The sequence below is a fragment of the Streptosporangium sp. NPDC002721 genome, assembly GCF_042888905.1.
Lineage (GTDB): Bacteria > Actinomycetota > Actinomycetes > Streptosporangiales > Streptosporangiaceae > Streptosporangium.
In genome coordinates, this window is record NZ_JBIAQI010000057.1 from 16,858 (window position 1) to 33,804 (window position 16,947).

General features: G+C 72.1%; 12 protein-coding genes. 11 read left to right on the forward strand and 1 reads right to left on the reverse strand.

The window, feature by feature from the left end; translation table 11 throughout:
- Window positions 1-379: 379 nt before the first annotated feature.
- The 10 genes from ACFYWM_RS43070 to ACFYWM_RS43115 all read left to right on the forward strand — a co-directional run bounded on the left by ACFYWM_RS43070 (window position 380) and on the right by ACFYWM_RS43115 (window position 13,028).
- Window positions 380-3,184 (forward strand): AAA family ATPase, encoded by a 2,805-nt coding sequence (locus tag ACFYWM_RS43070; protein ID WP_389927190.1) that lies wholly within the window; start codon window positions 380-382, stop codon window positions 3,182-3,184.
- Window positions 3,177-5,999, forward strand: a complete 2,823-nt coding sequence (locus ACFYWM_RS43075; RefSeq protein ID WP_389927192.1) for an AAA family ATPase — start codon at window positions 3,177-3,179, stop codon at window positions 5,997-5,999. Before ACFYWM_RS43070 ends, ACFYWM_RS43075 begins: the two co-directional genes overlap by 8 nt.
- A gap of 513 nt (window positions 6,000-6,512) precedes the next feature.
- Window positions 6,513-7,151 (forward strand): LuxR C-terminal-related transcriptional regulator, encoded by a 639-nt coding sequence (locus ACFYWM_RS43080; protein WP_389927213.1) that lies wholly within the window; start codon window positions 6,513-6,515, stop codon window positions 7,149-7,151.
- A 94-nt stretch (window positions 7,152-7,245) separates the two neighbouring features.
- Window positions 7,246-7,455 (forward strand): DUF5988 family protein, encoded by a 210-nt coding sequence (locus ACFYWM_RS43085; RefSeq protein WP_389927194.1) that lies wholly within the window; start codon window positions 7,246-7,248, stop codon window positions 7,453-7,455.
- Between the two features lie 160 nt (window positions 7,456-7,615).
- Window positions 7,616-8,158, forward strand: coding sequence for a cold-shock protein (locus ACFYWM_RS43090; protein ID WP_389927196.1), 543 nt, complete (start codon window positions 7,616-7,618; stop codon window positions 8,156-8,158).
- Between the two features lie 360 nt (window positions 8,159-8,518).
- Window positions 8,519-9,550, forward strand: a complete 1,032-nt coding sequence (locus ACFYWM_RS43095; protein ID WP_389927198.1) for a GDP-mannose 4,6-dehydratase — start codon at window positions 8,519-8,521, stop codon at window positions 9,548-9,550.
- A gap of 76 nt (window positions 9,551-9,626) precedes the next feature.
- Window positions 9,627-10,499, forward strand: coding sequence for a 3-hydroxyacyl-CoA dehydrogenase family protein (locus ACFYWM_RS43100; RefSeq protein ID WP_389927200.1), 873 nt, complete (start codon window positions 9,627-9,629; stop codon window positions 10,497-10,499).
- Complete coding sequence (locus tag ACFYWM_RS43105; protein WP_389927202.1) at window positions 10,496-10,786, forward strand: acyl carrier protein; 291 nt, start codon at window positions 10,496-10,498, stop codon at window positions 10,784-10,786. The genes ACFYWM_RS43100 and ACFYWM_RS43105 overlap by 4 nt, the downstream gene beginning before the upstream one ends.
- Window positions 10,779-11,888 carry an acyl-CoA dehydrogenase family protein gene (locus tag ACFYWM_RS43110; RefSeq protein WP_389927203.1) on the forward strand — a complete coding sequence of 370 codons (1,110 nt, stop codon included), beginning with the start codon at window positions 10,779-10,781 and terminating at the stop codon, window positions 11,886-11,888. Before ACFYWM_RS43105 ends, ACFYWM_RS43110 begins: the two co-directional genes overlap by 8 nt.
- A gap of 18 nt (window positions 11,889-11,906) precedes the next feature.
- Window positions 11,907-13,028, forward strand: a complete 1,122-nt coding sequence (locus ACFYWM_RS43115) for an HAD-IIIC family phosphatase (RefSeq protein WP_389927206.1) — start codon at window positions 11,907-11,909, stop codon at window positions 13,026-13,028.
- Window positions 13,029-13,082: 54 nt separating this feature from the next.
- On the opposite strand, the gene ACFYWM_RS43120 is transcribed toward ACFYWM_RS43115, so the two are convergent.
- Window positions 13,083-13,766, reverse strand: a complete 684-nt coding sequence (locus tag ACFYWM_RS43120) for an O-methyltransferase (RefSeq protein WP_389927209.1) — start codon at window positions 13,764-13,766, stop codon at window positions 13,083-13,085.
- Window positions 13,767-14,008: 242 nt separating this feature from the next.
- On the opposite strand from ACFYWM_RS43120, the gene ACFYWM_RS43125 reads away from it, so the two are divergent.
- Window positions 14,009-16,947, forward strand: a 2,939-nt coding sequence (locus ACFYWM_RS43125; RefSeq protein WP_389927211.1) for a type I polyketide synthase, incomplete at its 3' end; no start/stop codon positions are given.

Consider the following 16,947-nt stretch of genomic DNA (forward strand, 5'->3'; position numbering starts at 1 on the left):
CGAACACAGATAAATAAAGGTAATCACAGGCAAATCCAAGGCAAACGCTTGTAAACCAACATTTTGCTGATTAAGGTCTCCTCAGAAGGCGATCGGAGTGCTTGAGATTAGGCGCATGCGTCGTCGATTCGAGGTGCGAAATGTTCAGCGATACTGGACAAAGGGTCGAAGCCAAGGTCACAGGCGGAGTTCCCGCGCCCGTCCGTGACACGGCGGTGATCGTGGCCGGAAGTCCGGACCCGCGCCGGAGGGTTTCGGTCTGTTCTCGTGTCACGGAGGCCCCCCGCAGGGAGTCCGAAACCCGTCCTCGCGTCACGGCGGGCTTCGGCGAGGAGCCCGCGACGGTCTCGTCGGCCGCGGGCGAGCTGGTGTCGGGCGCATGGCTTTAGCGGAGGAGACGGCACGCGCGCGGCCGGCGGGTGCCGCCGGGCGCGGCGCTCGCTGGAGGGACGCGGCACCGGAGTTCCTGGTCGAGCGGGAACGGCAGGTGAGCCTGCTGGGCAGGCAGGTCTCCGTCCTGCGGCACGGCCGGCCGGGCGTGGTGACCGTGCTCGGGGAGCCGGGCACGGGAAGGAGCGCCCTGCTCAAGCTGGTCGTCGCTCGCGCCAGGGCGGCCGGTCTGCTCGCCGTCCTCGCCCGCTGCTCGCCCGCCGAGGCCGACCTGCGCTACAGCGTGGTCTCGCAGATCACCGCCGGGCTGGCCGGCGCCGGGTACCCGGCCTTCGCGCGGCGGCTGTGGGCCGGGGAGCAGCCGGCCGCGACCCTGATCCCGGCGCTGTGCGGGGAGTTCGTGGCGCTCGCCGGGGACCGCCCGCTGCTGATCGCCCTGGACGACGCCCGGTGGGCGGACGAGGGATCGAAGGCATGGCTGGCGGCCATGACGCACCGGCTGCGCTACGCCCCGATACTCCTGGTCCAGGCCGGAGCCCCCGGCGAGGAGTGCGCCGTCGAGCCGGTCGCCGAGCCCGGCTCCGTGCCCCGCAGCGTGATCCACGTGCCGCCGCTGCGCGAGCACGGGGTCCGGCAGGTGATCGTCTCCCGGTACGCCGGGCCCGTCGACGGGGCCTTCGTGACCGCGGCCACCGAGGCCACCGGAGGCAGCCCGGCGGCCCTGCTCGCCGTGCTCGACCACTTCGTGCGCGCCTCCCTGCCGCCCGTCGCGCGCCACGTCCCGGTCCTGCTGGAGCGGGCCGCCGAGGTGAGCGGCGACCGGGTGGCGGGGGTCATCTCCCACCTGCCCGCGGACGCGCTCGCGCTGCTCCTGGTGATAGCGGTCTGCGAGGGCGGCCTCGACTTCGACCTGCTCGCCTCCCTGGCGCCGCCGAGGACGATGTCCCCCGAGCAGGCGCTGGCCGTCCTGGTACGGCTGGGCCTGGTGACCGGCGGCAAGGACCCGTGGCAGGCCAGTCCCCTCGTCGCCGACAGGGCGCTGGCCGGGATGGCGCTCGGGGAGCGGCAGGCGCTGGCGATGCGCGCCGTCGAGCTCGGGTACCGGGCGGCGATCCCCGAGGAGCGGCTGGCACGGCTGCTGCTCAACACCCGGCCGGTCGGCGCCGGGTGGGTGGTGAGCCTCCTGAGCCGGGTGGCCACCCGGCGCCGTCTCGACGGGGACCACGAGGGCGCCGCGGCCCTGCTCGGCCGGGCGCTCCGGGAACCGGTGCGGGACGAGCAGCGGCAGCGGCTGCTCATCGAGCTCGCGATGATGGAGGTGGACGGCAGCTCGGAGACGAGCGACCGGCGGCTGCAGCAGGTGCTGCTGAACAGCGGGACCGAGGTGCCGGTCGGGGCGCTCGTCCGGGCGGCCGACCTGCTCGGCTCGCGGGGCGACGCCTCCGCCACCTACCGCGCCGTCGCGACGGCCTACGCGCGGCGGAAGGCGGGGGGAGCGGACCTCGGGCCGCTGGCGGCGATGGGCTGGCTCGCGGAGAACGAGTGCACGACCGACGACTCGGCACTGCCCGCGCACTCGTTCCCCGACCCGTCCGACCTGCCGGGAGATCCCGTACGGGCGGGCATCGCGGCCTGGATGCTGGCCGTCCGGGGCGAGCGCCTGCCGTGGGCGCGGGAGCTTGCCAGGACGGCCTTCCAGGTCAGGGGCGAGGACCAGCCGTTCGGCCCGAGGATCCACGCGGCCAGGGCGCTGCTGCTGGCCGACGAGGTCGCCGAGGCGGTGATCGGGCTGGACGAGGTCCTGGCCGACGCCCGGCGCTGCGGCGCGCGGGCACCGGCCGCGCTGGCGCTCATCCATCGCGGCCACTGCGAGATGCGGCGGGGCAACCTCGGGCAGGCGGTGTACGACGTCGAGGCGGCGCGGGCGGAGCTGCCGCTCACCTCGTGGCACCCGCGGCGGATCCCCTTCCTCGTCGCGACGGAGGCGTGCCTGCACCTCGCCGGCGGGTCCGTGGAGAGGGCCGAGCAGTCGCTCGCCTTCGAGTTCCCCCCGGGCGCCGACCAGGGCGTGTCGTGGGCGGCGCTGCTGTACGCGCGCGCCAGGGTGCGCATGGAGCTGGCCGACCCGGTGACCGCGCTGCGCGACATCAACGAGTGCGGGCGCGTGCTGCTGGCCAGGGGCTGGACGAACCCCGCCGTGCTGCCGTGGCGTTCGGTGGCCGCCGCCGCGTACGGCGCGTGCGGGAACACCGAGGCCGCCGGGCGGCTGGCGGTGGAGGCGGTGGAGCGGGCCCTGGAGTGGGGCGCCCCCGGCGCGTTGGAGGAGGCGCGCCTGAGCGCGTCACACGTGCTGGGCGGCGTCGAGGCGACGGACGGGCGCGAGCACGCCGTACCGTTCCCGCGGGAACCGGTGTCGGGCGGCGGCCACGCGACGGCGCAGGCCGGGCCCGCCGGGGCGTCACCGGCGGAGATCCGGCCGGAGAAGGCGGTGAGGATCGACACGCCTGCAGGTAGACTCACCGGACGGTCTCGTCGCCCTGTCACGAAGCTGGTCGCGGAAAGATCGCCGGTGCTGGACGAAGCGAGGTACCTACTGACCACTCATGAGGAGCGGGTCGCGGGGCTGACCGCCGCAGGCCACTCGAACGCCTACATCGCGAGCATCCTGTCGGTGAGCGTCCGGACCGTCGAGCTGCGGCTGACCACCATCTATCGCAAGCTCGCCGTCACCAACCGCGCCGAGCTCGCCTCGCTGCTGGCCTCGATCCCGGCGCCGCGGAACATGGGTGACTGACCTCATGCTGCTGGAACGGGAGAAGGAGCTGGCTCGGGCGGAGCAGGCGGTCCAGGCGGCCGTGGCGGGCAACGGGTCCATGATGGCGGTCGTCGGCCCGCCCGGCGTCGGCAAGTCGGCGCTGCTGCGCGCCCTGGCCGACGCGGCCACCCCGCACGCCCGGGTCCTGCGCGCCGGCGGCACCCTCCTCGAACAGGACTTCACGTTCGGCATCGCCCAGCAGCTGTTCGAACCGCTCCTGGCCGGGGCGGAGAGGACCCGCAGGGAGAGCTGGTTCCAGGGCGCGGCGAGCCTGGTGCAGGGGATGTTCCTCGGCGACTCCTCCTCCACGGGACCGAACCGGTCGCTCCGGCAGGAGACGATCCTGCACGGCCTGAACTCGCTGATCACCAACCTCAGCGAGGACGGGGCGCTGCTGGTCGTGGTCGACGACCTCCAGTGGGCGGACGCGCCGTCCCTGCGCTGGCTCGCCTACCTCGCCAGGCGGCTGGAGGGCACGCGGGTCCTGGTCGCAGGCGCCTTCTCCGAGGAGTGCGCGGCCTCCGACCAGGTGCTGCTCAGGGAGATCGCCGCCTCGGGGGCGCGCACGCTGCACCCGAGGCCGCTGTCGGCCCAGGGAGTGGGCCGGCTGGTCGGCGAGGAGTTCGGCGAGCCCTGCGACCCCGAGTTCGCCAGGGCCTGTCACGAGGTGTCCGGCGGCAACCCCGCCTCGCTGGCCGCGATGCTGCCCAGGTTGCGCGCGGCCGGTTTCCAGCCGGTCGCGGCGCGGGCCGCCGAGGTGCACGCCGCGAGCCAGCCGCTCCTGCGCGACCGGCGGATGTTCTGCCTCGGCATCCAGCCCGCGGTCGTCCGGGACCTCGCGCAGGCGATGGTCGTGCTCGGGGACCTGGCGGAGCCGGAGCTGATCAACGAGCTGGCCGGTCTGGACAGCATCGACTACAAGTCCGCGATGCAGACCCTCGACCGCCTCGGCCTGCTCGACGGCGGCGAGGCGCCGCGATTCGTCCACCAGAGCGTGCGGTACGGCATCGAGTCGGCGATGAGCACCGACACCCGGGCCCTGATGCACCGCCGGGCGGCGACGCTGCTGCACACCGTCGGGCACCCGGCCGAGCACGTCGCCGACCAGCTCCTGCAGGTCACCTCCGGGTACGAAGCCTGGGAGACCGGCGTCCTGCGCGCGGCCGCCGGCACCGCCCTCGAACGCGGCGCCGCCAGGAAGGCGGCCCGCTACATCCGGCACGCGCTGCTGGACAGGCCGCCCGACAGCGAGGCCAGGGGCCGTCTCCTCGTCGACCTGGCCGCCGCCGAGCGGGGGTTCGACCTCGCCTCCTCGGTCACCCACATCGCGCAGGCCGTGCCGATGCTCACCTCGGTGACGGAACGGGCGGAGGCGGTGCTGTGGATCCCGCCCGCGATCGGCGCGGTCAACCCGTCGGCGGGCGCGCTCGTCCAGGACGTGGCGCGGCAGTTCCACGACCGGGGGCCGGCGTACGCGCGAGGAGACCTCGGCCTGCGGCTGGAGGCCCGCGTCCGCTGCCTGCAGCTCCAGGACGCCGCGCATCTCGGCGCGGCGGCCGAAAGGCTGCGGGGGTTCGGCACGGAGGTGCCGGTCTCCACCGGCTCCGGGCGGGAGCTGCTCGCCGTCCTCGCGTACGCGGCGACCATGGCCGGCGGCGTCACGGCCGCCGAGATCTCCGCCCTGGCCACCCGGGTCCTGGAGCGGGAGCCGCCGCGCGCCGGGCACGCCCACACCGCCCTCCCGCTGCTGGTCCAGGCCCTGGCCCTCACCGACACGGCGGCCTCGGTGGCCCCGTGGCTGGAGGCGGTACGCGAGCAGGCCCAGCGCCAGGAGCTCGACGGGGTGACCGCGCTGGTCAACGCGGAACGGAGCGTGGTCCTTCGCGCGTCCGGGCACGTGGCCCAGGCCAGGAGCACCGCGCTGAGCGTGGCCGACAACGCCGACCCCGCCTGGCCGGAGGCCAGGACGCTGTCCGTCTGGACGCTCGCCATGATCGCGCTTGAGACGCGGGACGTCGAGCTGGGCGAGCGGGTGACCCGCACCAGCCCGGAGAGCGGTGACCTGCGGGTGGTCGTCGCGCACCGCATGGTGCGGGGGATGCTGGACGCGGCGCGCGGCGACCTGTCCGCCGCGCTGTACCGGTTCCTCGACAGCGGCAGGCAGCTGGCGCGCTGCGGGTGGACGAACGCGGCCCTCTACCCCTGGCGGGTGTGGGCCGCGGCGGTGAACCACCGGCTCGGCAGGGCGCAGGCGGCGGCCGAGCTGGCCGACGAGGAACACGCCTTCGCGCGGGCGTGGGGCGCCCCCTCGGTGTACGGCCGCGCGCTGCGGCTGCGCGGCATGATCACTCCGGGCGAGGAGGGCGTCGACCTCCTCCGGCAGGCCGTCGACACGCTCCGCGGTTCCGAGGACCGGATCGAGCTGTCCCGGACGCTCACGCTTCTCGGCAGGAGGCTCGCCGAGACGGATTCCGGCGAGGCGGAGGAGTTCGCCTCCGAGGGCGTGCGGGTGGCCGCGGAACGCGGCGTCTCCTGGGCCGAGGGCGACAGGGACGCGGAGCTGAACGGCCCGGCGCTGCGGCTGTTCGCGCCGGAACGCGGCGAGCTGACCAAGGCGGAGGAGACGGTCGTCGCCTTCGTGCTGCGGGGCTGGACGAACCAGCGGATCGCCGACTCCCTCGGGGTGACCCGGCGCGCCGTCGAGAAGAGCCTGACGAGCACCTACCGCAAGCTCGGGGTGAGCGGCAGGGCGGCACTGGTCGAGGAACTGGGCGCGCGGTCCGCGGACGAGTAGACCGGGGCTCTCCGCCGGTGGGCGGACGGGAGGTCCGGGCCCGGCATAAAGTCATCGTTTTAAGCCGGCCGGCCGGAAGTGGGCGTCGCGGCGCCGGTCCGTGACGGGCATCGGGGTTCGCCGGCCGTGCATGAGCCGGATTCCGACGGGTAATTGCAGCGGGCGCGACGCCGTCCGCCGGTCCGGCGCGGGGTGCCCGGCCGCACGGCCCGCTATTAGTGCGGGATGCGCGCTGCTCACCGGGGGCGGGGGCGCGAGAGTTCGGTACCGAACGAGGCCGGGCCACCGCACCGCAAGGTCCGAACCGGACGCCTCACACACCACAGTCTTTTACTGTTTGTGGTGGACTTATGTTGACCTGCTTTCAGGTTAATTAATAGCATGTAAATAAGTGGATTCGGTCGTTACCCCGCAGTTATCGGGTCATCGTCTCGTCTGCTGGAGGAGAGGAATGGTCAACAGATGAGTATTGATATGAGCATCGCTCCGGTCGATGAGGATCAGCGGCTTCGGATGGTCGGCCAACCCGCTGACAGGATAGATCAATACCGTTCCTTTTTCGACCAGTCAGGGATTTGCGTGGCGAATCTCGATCACGCGACCAGGGTCATCGAGGCGAATCTCGAGTTCACCCGGCAGTTCGGGCGATCCCTGGCCGACATTCGAGGTCTGGCGTTCTGCGAGCTGCTCCACCTGAGCGTCCGCGACAAGCTGGGACAGCAGTTCACCCACCTGACGGACCACCAGCGCGCCCGCTTCGAGGACCGGGTCATCGCCGTACGGCCGGACCAGACCGTGCTCGGCGGCGAGCTGACCGGGATCGCGCTGCACGGCGAGGCCGGCCACGTCGAGAGCGTGATGGTCCTGGTGCGGCCCGACCGGGAGCAGCGCGACGACCTGCTGACCGGGCGGAAAAGGCTGCTCAGCACCATGGAGGCCCGCGTGCTCGAGGGCGTGGCGGCGGGCGTGTCGACCGTGCAGCTCGCGTCGATGCTCTATCTCAGCCGGGGCGGCGTGGAGTACCACGTGACGACGCTGCTGCGGAAGCTGAAGGCCACCAACCGCCCGGCCCTGGTCTCCAAGGCGTACTCCATGGGCATCTTCCGGCTCGGCTCCTGGCCGCCCCGGATCCTGCCCGACTTCGTGAAATGAGCCCGTCACGGCGATTTCCGGGTCATCCCGATGTCGCCGCCGCCGATCCCGATCGTGTTCTTGAAGGTAGCCGTCATGTAAGGGAGGTGTCATCGTGACCAGTGCAAAAATTGTGCTCTCCGGTGGGCCGGAACGATTCTCCAATCGCGGTCACGTTCGAAGCTCGGTCAATCCGGAGGAGAAGGTGAAAATTCTCTCCGGTGCGGGGTACGAGCACTTCGTGCACAGCGGTGAATTTCTGACCGTCGACGGGGAGAACCTTCCGGTCTTCCAGTGGTCCGAGCGCACCAAGATAGCCGAGTAAACACATTCGTCCATTCGCGGGTAAAAGGTGAATCGTGTTCCGGATTGCCGGTGTCGCGCTTCCCGGCTGAATCGGGAGTGAATTCCGGCGACCGCGGAAAACGATTCCAAAGGCGAAAGTCTTCATTTCTGGAAACGTGGCACTGGTGAGGTGTGGTGTGGTGGTAACCGGTAAGCTCGTCAGTTTCGATGAATTCCGTGGATACGGTTTCATCGCCCCTGACTCGGGCGGCGAGGACGTTTTCATGCATGTCAACGACCTCGACAGCGACAAGCGTCTCATCTCGATCGACACGAGGGTCGAATTCAGGGTCGAGAACGGCGGCAAGGGGCTGAAGGCGTCCCAGGTCCGCGTGCTCGACAGGCCCGGCGCACCGAAGATCACCCTGCCCTCACAGCCCTCACCCGTCACTCCGAGACCCGCGCCGGGACCCGCTCCGGCACCCGTACCGAGACCCGCGCCCGCGCCCGTGCCGACACCCGCATCGATCGCGCCGGCGGTGTCACCGGGACCGGCCGCCACCACCACTGACCGCCAGGTCAGCGACGCCGGCTTCTGCGACGTGCTGTCCGCCGGGGAGCTGACGCAGGAGATCACCGAGGCACTACTCGCGGCCGTGCCGACGATGACGGCGGAGCAGCTCCTCGGGGTCCGCGAGTGCCTCGTCGGCCTCGCCCGGACACACGGCTGGGTCGAGGAGTAGCGTCTCCGGCCCCGGGCCGCCGATCCTGTCTGCCGGACGGCCCGGGCGCCGGTCACGCTCACCGCGGATGATTCCGGCCCCCCGGCGTCTTCGCGATTCCCGGTGTTTCGCAGCGTTTCCCGACGTTTCGCAGTGTTTCGCAGTGTTTCGCAGTGTTTCCTAGCGTTTCCCGGTTTCCATCACCCCGGTGACAGGCCACTGTCACCGTCGATTACCTGACAACCCCGGCAGAACCTCCGCCCGGTCGTGGGCCGGCGGTTCGCCGGTTCGACGGACTCGATTCCCGCTGTGGGCACGCCGCCGGCGTCTTCGCGGTCACGACGGTGTCCGAACCCGCCCGCGGTGCTGAAAGGAAAGTGCATGTCCAGGCGCGCGCTGATCACCGGTATCACCGGCCAAGACGGCTCTTATCTCGCCGAGCATCTCCTGTCCCAGGGCTACCAGGTCTGGGGACTGATCAGAGGGCAGGCGAATCCCCGGAAATCCCGCGTCAGCCGCCTTGTCAGCGACCTGTCGTTCGTCAACGGCGACCTGCTGGACGAGGGAAGCCTGGTCACGGCGGTGGACAAGGTCCAGCCCGACGAGGTGTACAACCTCGCGGCCATCTCCTTCGTCCCGATGTCCTGGCACCAGGCCGAGCTGACCACCGAGGTCAACGGCATGGGCGTGCTCCGGATGCTGGAGGCGATCCGCCTGGTGTGCGGGCTGGACAAGTCCCGTGACGGCAGCAGCGGCCAGATCCGCTTCTACCAGGCGTCGTCCTCGGAGATGTTCGGCAAGGTCGCGGAGAGCCCGCAACACGAGACGACGATCTTCCACCCGCGCAGTCCCTACGGGGTCGCGAAGACGTTCGGCCATTTCATCACCCGCAACTACCGCGAGTCGTTCGACATGTACGGCGTCTCCGGCATCCTGTTCAACCACGAGTCGCCGCGCCGGGGCACCGAGTTCGTGACCCGGAAGATCTCCCTCGCCGTCGCCCAGATCAAACTCGGCCTGCAGGACAAGCTGTACCTCGGGAATCTCGACGCGGTCCGCGACTGGGGGTTCGCCGGCGACTACGTCCGGGCGATGCACCTGATGCTGCAGCGGGACGAGCCCACCGACTACGTCGTGGGCACCGGGTGCATGCACTCGGTCCGCGACGCGGTGAGGACCGCCTTCGAGTACGTCGAGCTGGACTGGCGGGACCACGTCGTCGTCGATCCGGCGCTGGTGCGTCCCGCCGAGGTGGAGACCCTCTGCGCCGACCCCAGCCGCGCCCGGATCGAGCTCGGCTGGGAGCCCACCGTCGGCTTCGAGCAGCTCATGCACATGATGGTGGAGTCCGACCTCCAGCACGCCTCGCGCGAGCGGGACTTCGGAGACCTCATCCACGCGTCGAGCTGGTGAGCCCGCCACCGCCCCCCGTACCCGGTGTGCGGCGGGAGGAAAGACCGATCCGAACCGTCGTCATGTGAGGCTCAGGATGAACGAAGTGGAAGACGCCCGCCCGGGGCCCCTCGGGGTCCTGGGGGCCGGGGTGATGGGCACCGGGATCGCGGTCGTGGCGATCGGCCACGGCGTCCCGGTGGTGCTCGTCGACGTGTCGGACGACAAGCTCGCCGAGGCACGGCACCGCGTCGGCCTGCAGCTCCGGCACGCGCGGCTCGTGGGCGCCGTACCGGCGACGGGCCGGGTGGCCGAGCTGACGACGACCACGGAGCTCGCGGACGTCGCCGGAGCCGGAGCGGTCGTCGAGGCGGTCGTCGAGGACGCCGAGATCAAGGCGAAGGTGCTGGGCGAGGCGTCGAGGCTGGTCGGGGCCGGAACCCCGCTGGTCACCAACACCTCTGGCATCCCGATCGGGGAGCTGGGGAGGTTCGCCGCCCGCCCGCACGAGCTGGTCGGCGTCCACTTCATGAACCCCGCATACCTGATCACGATGGTGGAGGTGATCAGGGGCGCCCTGACGAGCGACGAGACGATGACCGCGGTCACCGGGCTGCTGGCGCGGATGGGACGCCGCGGGATCGTCGTCCGGGACGCCCCGGGGTTCGTCACGAGCAGGCTGCTCCACCCGATGATCAACGAGGCGGCGCGGATCGTCGCGGCCGGGGTGGCCGACGCCGACTCGGTGGACGACCTGATGCGGGGCTGCCTCGGACATCCCACCGGACCCCTGCGCACGGCCGACCTGATCGGCCTGGACAACCTGGTCGACGCCCTGCGGGCGCTGTGGGAGCGCACCGGCGACCCGAACTTCCAGCCCTGTGAGCTGCTGCTGGAGAAGGTGGCCGCGGGGCACCTCGGCCGCAAGTCCGGTAAGGGCTTCTACGACTACGAGAAGGTGCTTTCGTGACCACGAAACCAGAAGAGACGCTTCAGCCGTCCGCCGACGCCGTCCGGTCGCAGATCGGCGACTTCCTCCGGGAGCGGATCAAGACGGAGGTCGCCGCGGACAGGGACCTGTTCGCCTCCGGGCTCGTCAACTCGATGTTCGCCATGGAACTGGTCGTCCACCTGGAGCAGCGGTACGGCATCGCCATCCTCGGGGAGGACCTGAAACTCGACAACTTCCGCACCGTCGAGCGGATGACCTCCCTCGTCCTGCGGCTGCGGGACGCGCCGGTGGCGGACCATGCCTGAGTGGCTCGACGCGGCGCGCGAAGGGGTCACCGACCTGGTCGGCGACCAGGCGGGCGAATGGGACCTCGAAGGTCTCCTTCCCGTGGAGACGCTCCGGACCCTCGGCAAGCAGGGCCTGCTCTGCGCCGAGGTGCCGGTCGAGTACGGCGGCGTCGGCGGGAGCAGCGCGGACAGCGGCGCCCTCACCGCGCACACGGGCGGCCTGTGCAGCTCCCTGCGCAGCGTGATGACGTCACAGGGAATGGCGGCGTGGACGATCCAGCGGCTCGGCGACACCCGCCAGCGGCAGGAGTACCTTCCCCGGCTGACCGGCGGCGAGCTGGCCGCCGTCGCCTTCAGCGAGCGCGAGGCCGGCAGCGACGTGGCGGCGCTCACCACCGAGATACGCGCCGACGGCGACACGGTGGTCGTCGACGGGCACAAGACGTGGACCACCGTGGCCCGCTACGCCGACCTGATCGTCGTCTTCGGCCGGTACGGGAACGAGGGCGCCGCCGTCGTCGTACCCGCGGAGACGCCGGGGGTCACCGTGCGGCCGGTGCCCAACCCGAGCGGCTGCCGGGCCGCCGGGCACGCCGACGTCGACCTCGACGCCGTACGGCTTCCCCGGGGCGCGCTGCTCGGCGGCGGCGGCCAGCAGCTCCAGCTGCTGGTCACCACGGCCCTGGCCTACGGCCGGATGTCGGTGGCCTGGGGCTGCGTCGGCATCCTGCGGGCCTGCCTGGCCGCGGCGGCCTCGCACGCGGGAACCCGCAGGCAGTTCGGCCACGCGCTGGCCGAGCACCAGCTCGTGGCCCGCCACCTGGCCGAGCTCCTGGCGGCCGAGCAGGCGGCGACCCGGGTCTGCGAGCACGCGAGCCGCCGCTGGGACGACAGGTCGCCGGAGATGGTGATCGCCACGGTCCTGGCCAAGTACGTCGCCTCGACCGAGGCGGCGCGCGGCGCGGCGGCGGCCGTGCAGGTGCTGGCCTCGGCCGGGGCGCGGGACGGCCACGTGGTGGCGCGGGCCTACCGCGACGCGAAGCTCATGGAGCTCATCGAGGGCAGCACCGAGATCTGCCAGCTCATTCTCGCCCGGCACGCCGTCGCGCAGTCACACTGACCAACACGAGGAGGACAGGTGCCCGACAAGACCTCGGTCGTCAAATGCCTGGTATGGGACCTGGACAACACGCTGTGGCAGGGAACCCTGCTGGAGAACGACGAGATCCGCCTGGCGGAGCCCGTCCACGAGCTCATCCGGCTGCTCGACTCGCGGGGCATCCTGCAGTCCGTCGCGAGCAAGAACGACCACGACCACGCCTGGGCGAAGCTCGAGGAGCTGGGCGTCGCGGAGTACTTCGTGCGGCCCCGCATCGGCTGGTCGCCCAAGTCCGACTCGATCCGGCAGATCGCGGAGGAGCTGCGGTTCGCCCTCGGCACGATCGCGTTCGTCGACGACCAGGCCGCGGAACGGGCCGAGGTGGCCTTCCACCTCCCCGACGTGCGGTGCTACTCCGCCGAGCAGGTCGCCGAGCTGGCCGGGCTGGCGGAGTTCAGCCCGGAGACGGTGACCGAGGACGCCAGGAGCCGGCGGCGGATGTACCAGGCCGGGTTCCGGCGGGAGGCCGCGAAGTCCGGCTTCACCGGCCCCGACGAGGAGTTCATCCGCTCGCTCGGCCTGGTGATGCGCATCGAGCACGCGACGGCGGAGCACCTCTCCCGCGTCGAGGAGCTCACCCTGCGCACCAGCCAGATGAACGCCACCGGTGTCCACTACTCGCGGGAGACGCTGGAGCGGCTGCTCGACGACCCCCGGCACCGCGTCCTGGTCACCTCGCTGAGCGACCGTTTCGGGCCGCACGGGGCGGTCGGGGTCATCCTGCTGGAGCTGGGACGGACGACGTGGCACCTGAAGCTGCTCGCCACGTCGTGCCGGGTCGTGTCCTTCGGCGCGGGCACGGTGATCCTGCGCTGGCTGGTCGACCAGGCCGCCCGCGCCGGCGCGCACCTGGTGGCCGACTTCCGCCGCACCGACCGCAACCGGATGATGGAGATCGCCTACCGGTTCAGCGGGTTCAGCGACGCGGACTGCCCGTGCGTCGGGAACCTGCCCGCCCCGGACGCCGGCGGCCTGGAACGGCTCCACCTCGTCCCGGCGCCGCAGGGCCCGCCCACCACGATGACCCTCGCCGCGCCGGACCTCGGGGCCTCGCCCGGCACCCGGCTCCCCGGCCTCCGCAGCCCCTCGCCCGCCGTCTGACGAGCCTGCTGTCTGACGGGCCCGCTGTCTGACGGGCCCGCCGTCTGACGGGCCTCAGGGGGCCGGTTCGGCCGGCCCCCTCTTGCGGGCGAGGGTGATGCCGTCCGCCATCGGCAGCAGCGAGATGTCCACCCGGCGGTCCTCCAGGAGGAGGGCGTTGAACGCGCGGATGGCCTCGGTGTCCGCGTCCCGCGCCGCCGGGTCGGCGACCTTGCCGAAGAACAGGGTGTTGTCCACCACGATCAGCCCGTTCTCCCTGAGCAGCGGCAGGGCGGCCTCGTAGTACTTCGGGTAGCCGGGCTTGTCGGCGTCGACGAACACGAGGTCGACCGACCCTGGCCCCTCGTCGAGCAGCAGCGTGGCGAGGGTGTCCGAGGCGTCGCCGATCCGCAGGTCGATCCGGTCGAGCACCCCGGCCCGGCGCCAGTGGGGCATCCCGACGCGGGGCCAGCGCTCGGTGATGTCGCAGGTGATGACGCGCCCCCCGGGAGCGACCGCGCGGGCCAGGCACAGCGTGCTGTAGCCGGTGAAGGTGCCGACCTCCAGCACGGTCCGCGCGCCGGTGAGCCGGGCCAGCAGCGTGAGCAGCTGCCCCTCCTCGGCCATCACCTGCATCGCCCTGCCCGCGGGCAGGGCCGCGGTCTCCTCGCGCAGCGAGCGCAGGATCTCGTCCTCCCGCGACGACATCCGCTGGACGTACTCCGACAACTCTGACGTGATGTGCAGCTGACCGGCCATTGCGCGAGTGTACGGTCCGGTCCGCTGGTCATTTCCCCAGATTGGGGCCCTCCCGGCGGAGCTCGCGTTCAGGCGGGAACGCGCGGGAACGGGCACGTCCCGGCGCCGGGGTTACTAATGATTTTCGGGGAGCGCGAAGCCGAGACTGAGCCGATGCGGGTGGAGCTCGTGGACTCGACCGCGGCTTCGAGGCCCGGCGAGTTGATGGGTTCGTGCTGGTCGTCGAAAAGGGTTGAGCTGATATGGACAACGAAGCGAAACTCCGGGAATACCTCAAGCGGGCGACCACCGATCTCCGGCGCACCCGGCAACGCGTCCACGACCTCGAGGAACAACATCAGCAGCCGGTCGCGATCATCGGGATGACCTGCCGGTACCCGGGCGGCGTGGCCTCCCCGGAGGACCTTTGGAAGCTGCTCGCCGAGGGCGGCGACCCGATATCCGAGCCGCCCGCCGACCGTGGCTGGGACCTCGACAGGCTCCGCGACGAGTACGGCGACGCCGTGCCGCCTTCGCTGTCCGGCGGTTTCCTGCGTGACGCGGCGGAGTTCGACGCCGGTTTCTTCGGCATCTCCCCCCGCGAGGCGCTGGGCATGGACCCGCAGCAGAGACTGCTGCTCGAAGCCACCTGGGAGGCCGTCGAGAGGGCGGGCATCGACCCGGTCGCGCTGCGGGGCAGCCAGACGGGCGCCTTCATCGGCGCGATGTCCCCCGACTACCGCGACAACCTGCCCCGTGACATCGACGCCTTCGGCCTCACCGGCACGGCGAACAGCGTGCTGTCCGGCAGGCTGTCGTACACGCTCGGCCTGGTCGGACCGGCGGTGACGGTGGACACGGCCTGCTCGTCGTCCCTGGTCGCGCTGCACTGGGCCGCGCACTCGCTGCGGATGGGCGAGTGCGCCCTGGCGCTCGCGGGCGGCGTGACGGTCATGTCGACACCCGGCACCTTCATCGAGTTCAACCGCCAGGGCGGCCTGTCGCCCAGCGGGCGGTGCAGGGCGTACGCCGACGGCGCCGACGGCACGGGCTGGTCCGAGGGCGTGGGCGTTCTGGTGCTCGAACTGCTGTCGGACGCGCGGCGCAACGGGCACGAGGTGCTGGCGGTCATCCGCGGCTCGGCGGTGAACCAGGACGGCGCCTCCAACGGCCTGACCGCCCCGAACGGCCCCTCGCAGCAGCGGGTGATCCTCGACGCCCTGGCCGGCGCGCGGCTGTCGGCGGCGGACATCGACGTCGTGGAGGGACACGGGACCGGTACGACGCTGGGCGACCCGATCGAGGCCGAGGCGCTGATCTCCACGTTCGGCGAGGACCGGGACCGGCCCCTGCTGCTGGGCTCGGTGAAGTCGAACATCGGCCACACGCAGGCGGCGGCCGGTGTGGCCGGTGTGATCAAGATGGTGCTGGCGATGCGGCACGGGGTGCTGCCGAAGACGCTGCACGTGGACGCCCCCTCGTCGCGGGTGGACTGGTCCACGGGCCCGCTGGAACTGCTGACCGAGCCGCGGTCCTGGCCGGAGACCGGCCATCCGCGCCGGGCCGGGGTGTCGTCGTTCGGGGTCAGCGGCACCAACGCCCACGTGGTGCTGGAGGAGGCGCCGGAGGCCGAGGCGGACGCGCCCGCGGCGGACCCGGCGCCCGCGGGTGTGGTGCCCGTGCTGCTCTCGGGCCGTACGGACGAGGCGCTGCGGGCCCAGGCCGCGCGCCTGCTCGCGCATCTGGACGGCACGCCCGAGACGGCCCCGGCCTTGGCCGACGTGGCGTTCTCGCTGGCCACGACGCGGTCGGCGTTCGAGCACCGGGCGGGTGTCCTCGCCGCCGACCGCGCCGAGCTGCGCGCGGGGCTGGCTGAGCTGGCGGACGGTGGCGCCACCGGTGTGATCAGGGGCCACGGCAGGCAGGCCAGGTCGGCGGTGCTGTTCACCGGTCAGGGCAGCCAGCGGGCCGGGATGGGCCGGGAGCTGTACGAGCGGTTCCCGGTGTTCGCGGCGGCGCTGAACGAGGTGATCGCCGAGCTGGACCCGCTGCTGGAGGGGTCGCTGCGGGACGTCCTGTTCGCCGAGCGGGCGGAGGCGCTGGATCGGACGGGGTGGGCGCAGCCGGCGTTGTTCGCGCTGGAGGTGGCGCTGTTCCGCCTGGTGTCGTCGTGGGGTGTCAAGCCGGGGGTGCTGGCCGGCCACTCGGTCGGGGAGATCGCGGCGGCCCATGTGTCGGGGGTGCTGTCGCTCGCCGACGCGTGCGCGCTGGTGGCGGCACGGGCCCGGTTGATGCAGACCCTGCCCGCGGGCGGGGCGATGGTGGCGGTGGGGACTTCCGAGGAGGAGGTCGCCGGGCTGCTGGCCGGTCGTGAGAGTGAGGTCTCGGTCGCCGCTGTGAACGGCCCCTCCTCGGTGGTGGTGGCCGGGGTCGAGGAGGCGGTGCTCGGGATCGCGGCCGTGCTGGAGGAGCGGGGAGTACGGACGAAGCGGCTGCGGGTGTCGCACGCCTTCCACTCCCCGTTGATGGACCCGATGCTGGAGGACTTCCGGGAGGTGGCGGGGGCGCTGTCGTACGGCCCGCCGCAGATCCCGGTGGTGTCGACGGTGACCGGGGAGGCTGCCACCGCCGAGCAGCTGTGCTCGCCGGACTACTGGGTGGAGCAGGTGCGCCGGACCGTCCGGTTCTCCGACGCCGTCCGGACGCTGCACGCCCAGGGGGTACGGGCGTATCTGGAGCTCGGCCCCGACGGCGTGCTCACCGCGATGGCGGCCGACACCCTCGCCGCCGGTCCGGACCCGCGTGCCACCGGCTCGACGCCGGACGCGCACCCGCACGCCACGGACCCCGAGGGGGAGGCGGACGCGGTGCTGGTGCCGGTACTGCGCGGGGGCCGCGACGAGCGGACGACGGCGATGGCGGCGCTGACGGCCCTGCACGTGCGCGGGGTGCCGGTGGACTGGCGGGCGGTCTTCCCCGGTGCCCGCCGGGTGGAGCTGCCGACGTACGCCTTCCGGCGCCGGAGGTACTGGCCGGACCCGACCTCGACCGGGGACGCCCGGGGGCTGGGCCTGACGGCCGCCCGGCATCCGCTGCTGGGTGCCGCTGTGGGTCTGGCCGACAGTGATGAGGCGGTGTTGACGGGTCGTGTCTCGTTGGGGTCGCATCCGTGGTTGGCCGATCACGTGGTGGGCGGGCTGGT